Origin of the sequence: Acinetobacter soli (assembly GCF_018139125.1) — a bacterium.
GTDB lineage: Bacteria > Pseudomonadota > Gammaproteobacteria > Pseudomonadales > Moraxellaceae > Acinetobacter > Acinetobacter soli.
On sequence record NZ_CP073241.1, the window covers coordinates 114,537 to 127,906 of the forward strand.

At 43.7% G+C, this 13,370-nt stretch carries 14 protein-coding genes; 10 read left to right on the forward strand and 4 right to left on the reverse strand.

Features of this window, described 5'->3' with window-relative positions; genetic code table 11:
- Positions 1-35: 35 nt before the first annotated feature.
- From minC to KCV09_RS00575, 3 genes are all read right to left on the reverse strand, one after another.
- A complete protein-coding gene (gene minC / locus KCV09_RS00565) occupies positions 36-755 on the reverse strand; it encodes a septum site-determining protein MinC (protein WP_004945850.1) in 720 nt (239 codons plus the stop codon).
- Between the two features lie 122 nt (positions 756-877).
- On the reverse strand, positions 878-1,927 hold the full coding sequence (locus KCV09_RS00570) for a preprotein translocase subunit SecA (protein WP_212515378.1): 1,050 nt from the start codon (positions 1,925-1,927) through the stop codon (positions 878-880).
- Between the two features lie 13 nt (positions 1,928-1,940).
- Positions 1,941-2,867: an acyltransferase gene (locus KCV09_RS00575; protein WP_025096197.1), complete on the reverse strand. Its 927-nt coding sequence runs from the start codon at positions 2,865-2,867 to the stop codon at positions 1,941-1,943.
- Positions 2,868-3,111: 244 nt separating this feature from the next.
- Between KCV09_RS00575 and KCV09_RS00580 the strand changes: the two genes are divergently transcribed.
- The 9 genes from KCV09_RS00580 to KCV09_RS00620 all read left to right on the forward strand — a co-directional run bounded on the left by KCV09_RS00580 (position 3,112) and on the right by KCV09_RS00620 (position 12,327).
- On the forward strand, positions 3,112-3,765 hold the full coding sequence (locus tag KCV09_RS00580; RefSeq protein WP_004935445.1) for an OmpA family protein: 654 nt from the start codon (positions 3,112-3,114) through the stop codon (positions 3,763-3,765).
- 125 nt (positions 3,766-3,890) lie between these two features.
- Positions 3,891-5,930: a UvrD-helicase domain-containing protein gene (locus tag KCV09_RS00585; RefSeq protein ID WP_004935448.1), complete on the forward strand. Its 2,040-nt coding sequence runs from the start codon at positions 3,891-3,893 to the stop codon at positions 5,928-5,930.
- 21 nt (positions 5,931-5,951) lie between these two features.
- Positions 5,952-6,404 carry a dUTP diphosphatase gene (dut, locus tag KCV09_RS00590; RefSeq protein WP_004935452.1) on the forward strand — a complete coding sequence of 151 codons (453 nt, stop codon included), beginning with the start codon at positions 5,952-5,954 and terminating at the stop codon, positions 6,402-6,404.
- 186 nt (positions 6,405-6,590) lie between these two features.
- The gene (locus KCV09_RS00595) at positions 6,591-8,012 is read left to right on the forward strand and encodes a phosphomannomutase/phosphoglucomutase (protein WP_004945855.1); all 1,422 of its coding nucleotides are present in this window, start codon (positions 6,591-6,593) and stop codon (positions 8,010-8,012) included.
- A gap of 14 nt (positions 8,013-8,026) precedes the next feature.
- Complete coding sequence (argB, locus tag KCV09_RS00600; protein WP_004935457.1) at positions 8,027-8,938, forward strand: acetylglutamate kinase; 912 nt, start codon at positions 8,027-8,029, stop codon at positions 8,936-8,938.
- 118 nt (positions 8,939-9,056) lie between these two features.
- On the forward strand, positions 9,057-9,842 hold the full coding sequence (locus KCV09_RS00605; RefSeq protein WP_111812727.1) for a GNAT family N-acetyltransferase: 786 nt from the start codon (positions 9,057-9,059) through the stop codon (positions 9,840-9,842).
- 100 nt (positions 9,843-9,942) lie between these two features.
- Complete coding sequence (locus KCV09_RS00610) at positions 9,943-10,791, forward strand: class II glutamine amidotransferase (protein ID WP_004935463.1); 849 nt, start codon at positions 9,943-9,945, stop codon at positions 10,789-10,791.
- A gap of 139 nt (positions 10,792-10,930) precedes the next feature.
- Complete coding sequence (locus KCV09_RS00615; protein ID WP_212515739.1) at positions 10,931-12,019, forward strand: hypothetical protein; 1,089 nt, start codon at positions 10,931-10,933, stop codon at positions 12,017-12,019.
- Positions 12,016-12,327, forward strand: a complete 312-nt coding sequence (locus tag KCV09_RS00620) for an RnfH family protein (protein ID WP_048763864.1) — start codon at positions 12,016-12,018, stop codon at positions 12,325-12,327. Before KCV09_RS00615 ends, KCV09_RS00620 begins: the two co-directional genes overlap by 4 nt.
- A 55-nt stretch (positions 12,328-12,382) precedes the next feature.
- Here KCV09_RS00620 and KCV09_RS00625 read toward each other — a convergent pair whose 3' ends face one another.
- Positions 12,383-12,781 carry an outer membrane protein assembly factor BamE gene (locus KCV09_RS00625; RefSeq protein WP_004935473.1) on the reverse strand — a complete coding sequence of 133 codons (399 nt, stop codon included), beginning with the start codon at positions 12,779-12,781 and terminating at the stop codon, positions 12,383-12,385.
- 111 nt (positions 12,782-12,892) lie between these two features.
- On the opposite strand from KCV09_RS00625, the gene fur reads away from it, so the two are divergent.
- Entirely contained in the window at positions 12,893-13,330 is a 438-nt protein-coding gene (gene fur / locus KCV09_RS00630) for a ferric iron uptake transcriptional regulator (protein ID WP_004935475.1), read from the forward strand.
- Positions 13,331-13,370: the final 40 nt, after the last annotated feature.

Consider the following 13,370-nt stretch of genomic DNA (forward strand, 5'->3'; position numbering starts at 1 on the left):
GATCTTATGGGCCTATTTGGTGCTTAATTTATACCTTAAAATTCCAAAGCCCGAAATTCAAGTTCTTGCTTATCGTTTAAATATATATGTACAGATTTCTTTAATACATCTTTAGGGATGTCTTCTGCAACACAATACGTGCCTGCAATTGAAACAAGTTCGGCTTCAAGGGCATGACAAAAGATGCGAGCAGCAGGGTTTCCACCTGCACCCGCCATAATGCGGCCACGCACATTTCCATAGATGTGAATGTTGCCTGAAGCAATCACTTCAGAACCGCTGTTCATTCCTGCATTTAAAATAATGTCGCCATGATCTTGTACCAGACATTGTCCGGTTCGCAAAATTTCGTCATGGTAAGATGTTTTGTGCGAAATCGCTGTTTTCGTTGTTGGTGTTTTTGTTTCAGCGTTTTTCTCTGTCACTTTGGCTGACTGAACCACAACTTCTTCTTTCGTGGCCTTGATCCGCTGCAGAGGTTGGTCGGCTGGCATCACAGGAAACTGAATCGATTTGGCCTCATCGCTCAATAGGCCATCTATCACGGCCATTGGCTGTAAGCCCAGACTAATCAGCAACTGAATCAGTGCAATCAGTTCTTGTTCTACCGTACTGTCAAGAATAACCAATGTGCCTTGATAGGCATCTTCATTTAAAATTGCGGTAAGTTGTTGCCGGATGACATCATGATCATTGGTATCGAAGGTTAATCGGGTAAAATTAACCATTCTTCCTGTAATCCGTATATCAGCCATAATGATTCCTTGAGAACTTCTGACGTGCCACTGGCCCTGAAGTTGGGTGAGTAAATAGATCAAATCCTAGAACAAATTATCCGAATTCTCTAGGGACTAGCCTAAATATTTTATCGATATGCTTATTCTTTGGCTTGATCGTGTTGTTTAAGTACTTGCTGCCAATGTTTCACTTTAACTTGTTTACGAATAGATTCCAGACTTTCAAATACAATTGATTCGACCAGTTGTTCAAGTTTTTGGTTATCAATATTCACTTCACTAAGCCGTTTCGATATTAACTGATAATTGGCATTGGGCTGCGCTACAGAGCCTTCAACAAATGGAACAATCAACCCCGATGTAATATTTTCGCCCAAACGCTGACCAATGCTCTGAATTTGCGATTCAATGCGTCCGCCTACAATCGGAATGAGTCGAAGCAGTTGGGTTAGCTCGGGTGTATCTTCAATCGCCTGATTAACAATTTTACCCACACGCTCAGCCATGATCGGTTGCTGGGTTTTTAAAGCCTCTGCCAATGAGTCTTGCAAAATTTCGGCAAAGGTCTGCGCAAATAGTGCCCGATGATGATCAATCAAATCATGTAAAATCTTTTTATGGGTCGAGCTGGTTTCAAGCTCTTGCTTAACACCATCGAGTACCGTGATGACCACTCGATCGGAGAGTTCTTCCATCACAACTTGATAATAAAAACGACCGCGTTTCAGCCAACTGCCTGGTATGACTTGATAGCCCATTTCATAGAGTCGATAGCCAATGATTCCCGCGCGAAACAAACGTAAAAAACGTAATTGCGGCAAAATCGCTAAAATTTCGTACCAGTGAATAAATGGAAAGAAAAACCAGCGCTGATGATGTTTGTACACCACTGCAATTGCCCAGCGAATCAGCAGTTCCACAATTAAAAAGCCAATGAACCACGCTTCGCTGACAATCACCCAAGGGTGCAGTTGGGCGCGGTAAAATGTTAATAATGTTTCAAGGTGAATTTGCTGAAACAGCCACTCGCCAATGCTGCTCATCAAAAAGTAATTGGCGCCTAAGCAAAAAAGGTTAAACACAATGATAAACACCATAAAAATATCGTAAAGCAAAAACAGCTTGAAGGACAAACTGCCGGGCTTTAGATGCTGGTATTTATTTTTAATGTCTGAACTTTTTTGCTTCATGTGGCGTTACATCTTAAGTAGAGCTGTTGGAGTATTTGGCTTTCATTTCGGTGATCAACTGATCCTTTTCAGTCCAGAGCTGATCTACCCAGTCTTGAAAACGTTTACGATAGACTTCGTCATCTTCGTAATCTCCGCCCAATACCCAGTCTGGCAGTTCAATTTTGCGTAAATTCACCGCAATTTTGGATACATCACCTAGCCAGAAATCGCCGTAACCGGGTATACCGTCTGGGTACACAATCGTCATGTCGACCAAAGCATCGATTTTATCGCCCAGAATATTCAGCGCCAAGGCCAGTCCACCCGCTTTAGGTTTGAGTAAATGCTGATAAGGTGAGCCTTGCTGATCATGTTTTTCTGGGGTGAAGCGAGTGCCCTCTAAATAGTTCAATAAGGTAAACGGCTGGCTTAGCAATTGTTCGCAGGCTTGACGTGCTTCTTCAAGATCACGGGTTTTGAGCTCGGGATTTTTCTGGATTTGTTCTTTGGTATGACGTTTCATCATTGGGAAGCCTAAAATCTTGAAGGCTTGTCCCACAAAGGGAATAAAAATAAGCTCCCATTTGGTAAAAAAACGCGTCAACGGCATACGTGTCAGTCCAAAATACTGATTGACCGTGGTATCGACCCAGCTTTGATGATTACAGGTCATGAGATAACGACCTTGCATGCTTAAGTCGAGGGCTTCATCGATAGTGATATCCCATTCTAAATGTGGCAAAACATGGTCGATCAACCAGTTATTAACATTTAACCAGCTGTTAGTGATCTGGATATTGGTTTGATCCACCACCCGCGATTTTTTGAACAGTTTGGTCAAGCCCAACGCCAGTACGGGTGGGCCATGTAAAAACGTACTTCCTGTAATGACACTGCCTACAGTCAGCCCGCGTGTAATTTTTTTTAGCGCCGATTGCTTGTTTGCTTGCGTAGACATATGAAAAGTCCTGACGATCCAATTTCTAAGGGTATGAGGGTGTGATCAATATAGACCGAGTGCTAAAAATAAAAAAGGCATCCCGATAAAGAATGAATAAAATGTGATGAACTGCACAATTAATTGGGTATTAAATATTACAAAATGTAAATAAAAGCGATATTCTTAACAAAATATCAATGGTCTAAGTGGCTTTTTTATTTCATCATTTTCACAGACAACAAGACAAACGAGGAGGCATGCAATGCGTGCACTAGTTATTACAACTGTAGTTGGGGCGGCGGTAGCACTTGCAGGTTGCCAAACAACTGGAAACAATCTTGGTGGCGTAGAATACGATAAAGCTGCCCTAGGTACACTCATCGGTGCTGCGGCAGGTTATGGTATTTCTAAATCCAATGCAAACTCTAGCCGTCAAAATAACCGTGCTGCTGCAATTGGTGCGATTCTTGGTGGTGCAAGTGGTTTGTACCTCGACCAAAAAGAGAAAAAATTACGTCAACAAATGGCGGGTACTGGTGTAGAAGTTAACCGTAACCCAGATGGTTCTGTCGGCTTGGTAATGCCAGGCAACATTACATTTGACACCAACAAGTCGAACATCAAACCGAACTTCTACTCAACTTTGAACAAGGTTGCGCAAACTTTGTCTGAAGATAACCGTAGTGCGATTTTGGTTACAGGTTATACCGATAATACTGGTAACGATTCGATCAACATTCCATTGTCACAAGCGCGTGCACAGTCTGTTGCTAATTACTTGAGCGGTCAGGGTGTATCTTCTGCACGTATCAATGCACAAGGTTATGGTTCATCTAACCCAATCGCGTCAAACGCAACTGCACAAGGGCGTGAGCAGAACCGCCGTGTTGAAATTAGCATTTACGAGCGTCAATAATCGTCGCACGGATATGTAAAAACCACCTTCGGGTGGTTTTTTTATGGTTAAAATCCGTTTCATTACGATGGGCATTGGCGCAATAGATGTCTATAATCACGCTCGGAATCATCAGGGGAATACATATGTCTGCAGCCAGTCATTTAAATGACAAACAACAAGAAGCCATGAAATATACTCAAGGACCGTTGTTAGTGCTTGCAGGAGCGGGTTCGGGCAAAACATCGGTGATTACGCAAAAAATCGCCTATCTGGTTAAACAGTGTCGCATTCCTGCACATCGTATTACAGCGATGACCTTTACCAACAAAGCGGCGCGTGAAATGAAAGAGCGTGTGACGCAGTTATTGTCACGTGAAGAAGCCAAAGGTCTATCTGTTTCGACATTCCATACCTTTGGTTTGAATTTATTACGCATTGAGCTGAAGCATACGCCGCTAAAAAATAACTTTTCAATTTTAGATGCCGACGATTGCAAACGAATTCTGATGGATTTAATGCATCGTGATAATTTATCGGGCGCCGAAAGCAAAGAACTCATCGCCAAGGCCATGAAAAAGATTTCTGACTGGAAAAATGATCTGATTGTGCCAGAGCAGGCACACAGTACCTGTGAAACGCCAGAAGATGTTCAGTTTGCGCACTTATACCAGTTATATGAGCGAAATCTGCGTGCCTACAACGCAGTAGATTTTGACGATTTGATTGTATTGCCAACACGTCTATTGCAAGAAAATGCCGAAGTACGTGACAAATGGCAAAACCGGACCCGTTATTTGCTGGTCGATGAATACCAAGATACCAACACCGCCCAGTATATTCTGGTCAAGCTTCTAGTGGGAGTAATGGGGCAGTTTACTGCGGTTGGTGATGATGACCAGTCGATTTATGCATGGCGGGGTGCCAAGCCGGAAAACATGGCCTTACTCAAAGAAGATTTTCCAAATCTTAAAGTGATTAAGCTTGAACAAAACTACCGTTCGACCAGCCGGATCTTAAAAGCGGCCAACGCCGTAATTGAACATAATCCACATATTTTTGATAAAAAACTGTGGAGCGATAAAGGTCATGGAGAGGTCATCCGTATCATTACCTGTCGTAATGATGATGATGAGGCCGAGCGTGTGGTGAAAGACCTGATGACGCATAAGCTCATGAACGGAAAAAACTGGAAAGATTATGCGGTTTTGTATCGCGGTAACTTTCAGGCGCGTATTTTGGAAACCCAGTTACGCCAGATGCAGATTCCCTATAAGCTTTCGGGTGGACAATCGTTCTTTGCCCGCGCTGAAATTAAAGATGTCATGAGCTATCTGCGTTTGATTATTAACCCAGAAGATGACAGTGCTTTTTTACGTATTATCAATACGCCTAAGCGTGCGATCGGACCAGTCACCCTTGAAAAACTCGGACTGTTTGCGCAGGAAAATCATTTGTCCCTTTTGGGCGCGTCATCGGATCAGCGCTTAAGCATGGTGCTACCGAAAAAGGCCATGACACAGTTGCATGAATTTGCAGACTTTGTGCAGACCTTTACGCGAGAATTACTCGATGACGATGAACCTGTGCCTAAAGTCCGCCAGATGATGAATGAGGCAGGCTATATCGACTATATTCGTGAGCAAGCGGCAACGCCTGCGCAAGAAAAAAGCAAGCTCGACAACATCGAAAGTCTGTATAACAGTATCCAGAATCTACTGAATCGTACCGACGATGTAGATGATAAAAACATTGAAAGCGTGATTCGAAAATTGGTGCTGCTCGATCTGCTCGAACAGCAGCAAGAAGAGGAAGATACCGACAAGGTCAATTTGCTGACCCTACACGCTGCCAAAGGTCTTGAGTTTCCATTTGTGTACATTATGGGGCTGGAAGAAGAACTGCTGCCGCATAAAAACTCGATTGCTGCCGATACTATCGAAGAAGAACGCCGTTTGATGTATGTGGGAATTACTCGCGCACGACAAGGCCTTACCCTGACCTTGGCTGAACAGCGTAAAAATGGCGGTCAGATGAAACAAATGACACCGAGCCGCTTTTTGGATGAATTGCCGCAAGATGAACTTGAATGGCTCGGTCGTAAGAAAAAACTTGCAGCCAATGTCGATCCGAAAGAGCAGGCACAGCAATATCTGGCCAATTTAAAAGCTTTATTAAAACGTTAATGCAACAACTTAGGAATGATGATGAAAGTCCAAGTCAAATTACTGGATCCTCGTGTAGGAAAAGAATGGCCATTGCCAACGTATGCAACAGCAGGATCTGCTGGACTGGATTTGCGTGCTTGTTTAGATGATGCCATTGAGATTGAACCAGGGCAAACGGTACTGGTGAAAACCGGTATGGCGATTTACATTCAGGATACCCAATTCGCAGGCATGATTTTGCCGCGTTCAGGTTTAGGACACAAACACGGGATTGTGCTTGGAAACTTGGTGGGCTTGATCGATTCAGACTATCAGGGCGAGCTGATGATTTCGGTATGGAATCGTGGTCAAACCACATTTCGTTTAGAGCCAGGTGAGCGTCTAGCACAATACGTGCTGGTTCCTGTGGTGCAGGCCGAGTTTGAACAGGTCGAAGATTTTGTCGCAACAGACCGCGGTGCAGGCGGTTTTGGACACACTGGAAAGCAGTAATTTTTCTAATAAATGCCTGTGTAAACAGGCATTTATTTATTTATAATTGAATGTTATAAAAAATTATATTAATAATATCGGGTTATCGATCTGATTTTTTATTTTGGCGTCTTTATTTTGTCATTGTACCTAAATTTTTTTCAATTTTTCCCGTTTTGCTAACATAGGCATAAGAAGAACAGACTTATGGATATAAAGCAGACTTTTCCGTTTCAGATTTTTCGTGCCTATGATATTCGGGGAAAGCTCAATGTGCTGACACCGGAGCGCATCGTGGCCATTGCACATGGACTGGCACAGCAATACCTCGCTGCGGGTCATACAAAGCTTGTGCTCGGCTATGATGCCCGTTTGACTGGTCCTTATTATGCTGCGCTGGTTCAAGCAGTCTTGGGTGAACACGGACTTTGTGTAACCAATATTGGTTGCTGTTCAACACCCCTCATGTACTTTACTGCACGATCACATGATGGCAATGGCATCATGATTACGGCCAGTCATAATCCTAAGACAGACAATGGCATTAAATGGGTGATGGGAAATCAGCCACCAAGTCCCGAGATCATTCAGCAAGTGGGATGGTATGCCTCTCAAATTCGTGTTGATTTAAGTCCTTACTTACATCTCCAATCGACTGTAGTACATCAAGAAAATGCCTATTTCGACCGTTATGAAGATGCACTCGTTCAAGATATTCAGCTGAATCATCGCTTTAAAATTGTATTAGACGGCTTACATGGTTCGGCAGGTGAAGGAACGCGTCGCTTACTGGAGTGTTTGGGATGTGAGGTTATCGCAATTCGCTGTGAGCCCAATGGTCATTTTCCAGATCATGCGCCAGATCCTTCACAGGCGCTACATCTGCAGACACTTCGTCAGTACGTCTTGGCAGAGCAGGCCGATTTGGGTATTGCACTTGATGGCGATGGTGATCGTTTGGTCGTGGTCGATGAGCATGCCACGATTATCAGTGCAGATCGTTTAATTTCACTATTTAGTCAACTGTGTCTGGCTGCACAGCCAGCGCATGAAGTGGTTTTTGATGTGAAATGCTCGACCATGGTTCGCAATACCATTTTGGCCTGTGGCGGGCAGCCCACCATGATTCGAACTGGTAGCACTTTCTTGCGTCAATATTTGGCAAAATCGGCTGGACGGGCGATTTTTGGGGGTGAATACGCAGGTCATTATGTATTTAATGATGGCCGAGGCTATGGCTTCGATGATGGCCCATACGCGGCATTACGTTTACTTGAATACATGGCGGCACATCCGACACAGTCGTTATCGAGCTTACTGGCGGCCTATCCTGAGCGTTGTAGCACAGAAGATCTGTACATCAATACTTATGAAGCAAATCCTGTGCATGTATTGCAGGATATTGAAGCACAAGGGCAGACCTTTCAGGCGCTACTGAGTCGTACCGATGGGATACGTCTCGATTTTCACGATGGATTTGGCATTTTACGTGCATCGAATACCGGAGAGTACTTCACTGCGCGTTTTGATGCAGAAACACCACAACGATTGGCAGAGATTAAACAGATATTCGTGACCATGTTGCAAAAAAAATACCCTAAACTTGCACATGATCTTTCACAGGCCTAATTAAGGAGAGGCGAATGCCACATCAGCACACCGGCATCGATAAAGCAAAAATTTTGACAGAAGCATTGCCGTATATTCAGCGCTTTTCAGGAAAAACACTTGTGGTCAAATATGGCGGTAATGCCATGACCGATCCTGAGCTGGAAAGCTCGTTTGCGCGTGATATCGTTTTGTTAAAAACTGTCGGTTTAAATCCGATTGTGGTGCATGGTGGTGGGCCTCAAGTCGACTCTTTACTCAACCGTTTGGGTCAAGTGTCCGATCGAATTGATGGTATGCGAGTGACCGATCAGGCCACCATGGAAATTGTAGAAATGGTGCTGGGTGGAAGCGTCAATAAATCGATTGTAAACCTGATCAATCAACATGGTGGACGTGCCATTGGGTTAACTGGTAAAGACGGTAACCTGATTCGTGCACGCAAATTGTTGATGGAAAAACAAGATGAGCAAGGCGAGATCAAACATATCGATTTAGGTATGGTGGGCGAGGTAGTCGGCGTGAAAACCGATGTCCTTGAAATGTTTACTCAAGGCGATTTTATTCCTGTGATTGCCCCTTTGGGTGTCGATGAAAGTGGCAACACCTATAACATCAATGCCGATTTGGTTGCAGGCAAAGTGGCTGAAGCACTGGGCGCAGAAAAACTGATTCTGCTCACCAATATCTCGGGTGTACTGGACGAAAATAAAAATCTTTTGACTGGGCTATCGACCAAAGAAGTCGATCGTCTGATCGAAACTGGCGTGATTTATGGCGGCATGATTCCGAAAGTGGGCTGTGCCTTAGATGCAGTTAAAGGTGGTGTGGTCAGTGCGCATATTGTCGATGGTCGTGTACCGCATGCCACTTTATTGGAAATTTTTACCGATCATGGTGTAGGCACTCTGATTACCAACCGAGTTGCGCCTAAAGCAGAGCATTAATTTTTCGAATCTAGAAAAAGACCAGTGATGACTGGTCTTTTTTATGGGTATCGATATTGGTCATATAGTTGTCATGCGGGTGTTTTAGTGTAAGCAAAGAAAAACACGGGGTGAGCTTATGCTAGACAAATTGAATCATTATCGACACCACTTAAATTTTCCATTACTACGTCAAAAACCCTCAACCACCCAATATAAGTTTGAGTGGGTTGAAACCTTAAAAGAATTAGAAGAAGTACAACGCTTTCGTGCTGAACAGTTTGGCCCACAGTTTGGCATTCATTTTGACTCAGGTTTAGATCAGGATGTCTATGATTTTGGCTGTGAGCATGCAGTATTACGTGAAAAATGGTCTGGCGAGATCGTGGCATATACACGTTTGAAACACTTTTTGGGGCATGAACTGGCACAGAGTTATAGTGCTCAAGAGTTTGATGTGGTGGGGCATCTATCGCATGTACCCAGTGTGGTCGAAATTGGTCGAACCTGTGTGCATCCGCAATTTCGTTCTGGTAAAGCACTGTCTATTTTGTGGTTGAATCTGGTGCCTAAAATTTTGTGGTCCATGAAAGCCAAATACCTCATGGGTTGTGTCAGTATTCATCTAGATAATAATGCTGCCCGTGTCTATCATACGCATCGGAAAATACAGCAGCTTACGTCTGCGCAAAGCTTAGATATTGCCTCTAAACACCCTTATGAGCCGCAGCATCCAGCTTATAGCTTTACCCAAGATGAGCGTATTCCTAAGCTGTTTCAGATGTACTTAAGCATGCAAGCTCGATTATCCAAACAGGCATTTTATGATGAAGCCTTTCAATGTTTGGATTATTTTGTATTGCTTGAGGTGAACCAAATTGCCAAGTCTTTTGTCATGAATAAACGCGTTCAGCGCCGGCCTTAGCAGAAAAAGTGCATAAGATGTATCAAAATTGAGATTTGCAAGGCATTGTGCTCTCATGCACAATAGACTTTACATCTAGATCATTCTTGCCTTTACCGTTATGTGCCAGCTACTTGGAATGAATTGTGCAACGCCTACCGATATTACCTTTTCGTTTAAAGGATTTTCACAACGGGCGGGCATTACTTCCGATCATTCCGATGGGTTCGGGATTGCTTTTTTTGAAGACAAAGCCTGCCGTTTGTTTGTCGATAATCAGTCTGCGGTAGAATCTCCGATTGCCGAGTTGGTGCGTAATTTTCCAATTAAATCACGCAATGTGATTTCTCATATCCGCAAAGCCACTCAGGGTAAGATTACCCTTGAAAATTCGCATCCATTTATGCGTGAGCTGTGGGGGCGACAGTGGATTTTTGCCCATAATGGCGATTTGCATCATTTTAATCCGCGCCTGACTGGCCGTTTTGTTCCAGTTGGCAATACCGACAGTGAACGTGCTTTTTGTTATTTGCTGGATCAGTTGGTAGAACGTTTTGGTTATACCGAGCCCAGTATTCATCAGATTTTTACCGCGCTTGAGCAGATAGCGCCTCGAATAGCCGAACATGGAACATTCAATTACTGCTTATCTAATGGTCAGGCTTTGTACAGTTATGCCACAACGAAGTTACACTGGTTAGTCCGTGAACATCCCTTTAAAGCCGCTCGATTGATCGATCTAGATGTCGAAGTGGATTTTAGTCAGGTGACCACTGCCAAAGATCGCGTGGCGGTGATTACCACCGAGCCACTGACTCAAAATGAGGTCTGGATGCCTTATCAACCAGGTGAGATGATTGTGTTTCAAGATGGACGCCCGATTAAGCAAGCTTTAACCCGAGTAGAGCGTTTAGAGCGAGAGGCACTCAACCCTGAACTTAAACGCATTACCCGTGCCGACCAGTATTAAACCCGGTATTCAATAGAAAGGCGTTGCAAAATTGAGATCAATCATTTTGGGTCGAAAACGTTCTGTTTTTGAATAGAAACTTTGATTTTCAGGTCGGACAAAGGCAAAATATCGGCAGACTTTATTCAAGGTATGCATGATGCAGGATTCTCCTTTATCACGATGGCTTTCGCCACTTATGGCGTTTTGTTTGAGCTTGGTGATTATTGTTACCCTCGCGCCGGCAGTCGGTATTCAAATTGATCGTCAGCTTGATTTTTGGTTGTTATGGCTCGGTAGCATGGTGATTTTGGCGTTGCCTGTGTGTTATTTGGAAATTGCACTGGCGCGCCGTTCAAAAACCACAGCGCTGAACGCACTTTCACGCCTAACGCGGGATGCCGATGCGTCTTCTAAATGGCGTTTGGTGGGCTGGTTGGCTGTGGTATTCATTGCATTTTTGGCTGGCGGAATTCTTTCTCATGCCAGCATGCTGTTACCGCAACAATTCACTTTAGGTGTTGCACCTAATCTATTGTTGATTGTACTTGCGGTGCTGGCATTTGGCTTATCCTTTGTATCACGCCAGATTTTGCTGCTCATCACTGCAATTGCGTTGATTGCGTCTATCGCGCTTGGTCAGGTTTATGATGCTGCTCAGCTTCAGCCATGGCACTGGACATCACTTGAATTTAAAGAGTGGGGCAATGCCACTGTTCTGGCTCTTGTGGCGAGTGGTTTAGGTATGGGCCTATACTGGCAAACAACAGTAAAACAGGTCGATCAACAGGCATCAGCCAGTGCTTCTGTACTGCCGATCTGGTTGGCACAATTGGTGGCTGTGATTGCGTTTGGCTTTGTGTCAATTCAGCAAATGGTTCCTGTACTGACTTGGGTGATTGCTGCAATCATGGCATCGGCACTGCTCCTACAACTTGCTCGTGAACAGTTAATTGAGCGTCAGGCTGCGCTGGCATTACAGTGGGCAGTTCCAGTTGTGGCTGTTGTGATCTGGGCAATTCCTGCCATTCAGGCAGAATTTTATATTCTGACCATGCTTTGGGGGCTACTGTTGTGTTTGATCTACGCGATTTTTGCGGGATGGATTATGAAAATCAGTCACTTGCGTAAATCGATGAATTTTAGTAGTGAGCTATTTTATAATCTTTGGCGGATTGCTGTCCGTATTGTCTTACCTTTAGGCATTCTACTGGCGATGATTTCGGTACTTGGACAACTGTTTACATGAGTAATCTTCAGCAGGTCTGGGTGGCTTATGCCGCACCAGATCAACAGTTTCATCTTGCTGTTGCTTTTGAAGCCGGAATGACAGCGATAGAGGCCATTGAAAAAAGTGGACTCTTGCTTGCCACACAGCTAGAAATGCCATTACAAGTGGGTATTTTTGGTATTCGATGTGCGCTTGAACAGCCGCTTAAAGCAGGCGATCGGGTAGAAGTGTATCGAGCTTTAACCATTAATCCAAAGGACATTCGACGCAAACGTGCAGAAAAAAATCCGGTTGGTCGTTTTCAAAAGGGTAATCGCTTTAAGTGATCGCCAGTATATAAAAAACCCCTCGTATGAGGGGTTTCTTTTTTTGAGGAAGCCTTTATAGTGGTGGCGCAGTCAGTATGGCTTCTTTTGAACCTGGTAAGCCCGGTTGAGACTCTGGTAGGGTATCGATACCTTCAATATTGGTGACGATACCAGACTGGTCAAAGTAGATTTTTAGATGCTGACCGCGCGCTGCCGGAATTTTTGCTTTTTTGGCATAAGTTCCCGGAATATAGTTGTACACGTAATCCCAGCGATATGGATTTAATGGATCTGTAATTGTTGGGCTACCGAGTAAAAACTTTACCTGTTGGTAATTCATGCCCACCTGAACTTTTGATGCTTGAGCTTTGGTTAAAGGGGTTCCTTGAGGAATATCAACCTTATAGACGCCGAGCGTTGAACAACCAGCAAGCAGTGAAGTGACGAATAACGCCAACATAAGTTTTTGCATTTTGCTACACTATCCCGATAAATTATGATGCATTTGATCCAAGGATAGATCATACTGCATCTCATCACGATTGCCTATTCCAACTTGAGATTTGTTGAGAGACCCTTTTTTATGCCGATTTCCAATCAAGATTTACGAAAAGCTGGACTGAAAGTCACCCTTCCTCGAATTAAGATTTTGGAATTACTAGAAAATTCAAAACAACACCATTTGAGTGCAGAAGATATTTATAAAACTTTGCTTGAACAAGGTGAAGATGTTGGTCTGGCAACGGTTTACCGAGTTTTAACACAGTTTGAAGCAGCAGGAATTATTCAGCGCCATCATTTTGAAAACAATCACTCTGTTTTTGAAATCATGCAGGAAGATCACCACGATCACCTTGTTTGCTTAAATTGCAACAAAGTTGTTGAATTTACAAATGATATTATTGAGCAAGAGCAACACTCCGTTGCTGAAAAGCACAATTTTACTTTGACAGGCCACTCATTGAATCTATACGGTTATTGCAACAACCCAGATTGCAAAGACGCACTGCGTAAAAAGTAAGGATTTCACATAAATCCAACAATAAAAAAGGGCAGATAAT

Bases quoted from the DNA above. Each gene is read 5' to 3' on its own strand.
- KCV09_RS00610 (WP_004935463.1), top strand. From the start codon at position 9,943: ATGTGCCAGCTACTTGGAATGAATTGTGCAACGCCTACCGATATTACC.
- KCV09_RS00585 (WP_004935448.1), top strand. From the start codon at position 3,891: ATGTCTGCAGCCAGTCATTTAAATGACAAACAACAAGAAGCCATGAAA.
- KCV09_RS00605 (WP_111812727.1), top strand. From the start codon at position 9,057: ATGCTAGACAAATTGAATCATTATCGACACCACTTAAATTTTCCATTA.
- KCV09_RS00595 (WP_004945855.1), top strand. From the start codon at position 6,591: ATGGATATAAAGCAGACTTTTCCGTTTCAGATTTTTCGTGCCTATGAT.
- dut (WP_004935452.1), top strand. From the start codon at position 5,952: ATGAAAGTCCAAGTCAAATTACTGGATCCTCGTGTAGGAAAAGAATGG.
- KCV09_RS00570 (WP_212515378.1), bottom strand. From the start codon at position 1,927: ATGAAGCAAAAAAGTTCAGACATTAAAAATAAATACCAGCATCTAAAG.
- argB (WP_004935457.1), top strand. From the start codon at position 8,027: ATGCCACATCAGCACACCGGCATCGATAAAGCAAAAATTTTGACAGAA.
- KCV09_RS00615 (WP_212515739.1), top strand. From the start codon at position 10,931: ATGCAGGATTCTCCTTTATCACGATGGCTTTCGCCACTTATGGCGTTT.
- KCV09_RS00575 (WP_025096197.1), bottom strand. From the start codon at position 2,867: ATGTCTACGCAAGCAAACAAGCAATCGGCGCTAAAAAAAATTACACGC.
- KCV09_RS00625 (WP_004935473.1), bottom strand. From the start codon at position 12,781: ATGCAAAAACTTATGTTGGCGTTATTCGTCACTTCACTGCTTGCTGGT.
- KCV09_RS00620 (WP_048763864.1), top strand. From the start codon at position 12,016: ATGAGTAATCTTCAGCAGGTCTGGGTGGCTTATGCCGCACCAGATCAA.
- fur (WP_004935475.1), top strand. From the start codon at position 12,893: ATGCCGATTTCCAATCAAGATTTACGAAAAGCTGGACTGAAAGTCACC.
- minC (WP_004945850.1), bottom strand. From the start codon at position 755: ATGGCTGATATACGGATTACAGGAAGAATGGTTAATTTTACCCGATTA.
- KCV09_RS00580 (WP_004935445.1), top strand. From the start codon at position 3,112: ATGCGTGCACTAGTTATTACAACTGTAGTTGGGGCGGCGGTAGCACTT.